General features: G+C 61.8%; 1 pseudogene. It reads left to right on the forward strand.

From position 1 onward, the window contains the following. Positions 1–408, forward strand: a pseudogene (locus JWG43_RS18945) (PAS domain-containing protein); the annotation flags it as partial.

Raw genomic sequence — 408 nt, forward strand, 5'->3', positions numbered from 1 at the left:
GCATCGACTTCAAGGAGTATGCCCTGGCTGACATGCCCTGCCAGCAGCTCTACCGGCAGGGCGTCACCAGTTCGACCCCCGTGAGTGAACCTCTTATCGGCTGCACCTGCCTGCCTCCTGGCCAGCACTACTACGCCCAGCCACTGCTGGATCGCAGTGGCCAGATCCTGGGCCATCTCGCCCTGCTGTTCCCGAACCAGACCCAGACTGCCGATCTGGGATCCGTGCTGACCATCTTCTCGGTGCGCATGGTGGCCGAGCTGGAGCGACTGCAGAGCGACGCCCTGATGCGGCTTTCTGCGGTGGCGTTCGAAACCCATGAAGGCATCATCATCACGGATCCCGACTTCAAGATCCTGCGGGTCAATTACGCCTTCAGTCAGATCACCGGCTTCGACAGCCAGGGAG

This window comes from Desulfobulbus alkaliphilus (assembly GCF_016918545.1).
GTDB classification, from domain to species: domain Bacteria; phylum Desulfobacterota; class Desulfobulbia; order Desulfobulbales; family Desulfobulbaceae; genus Desulfobulbus; species Desulfobulbus alkaliphilus.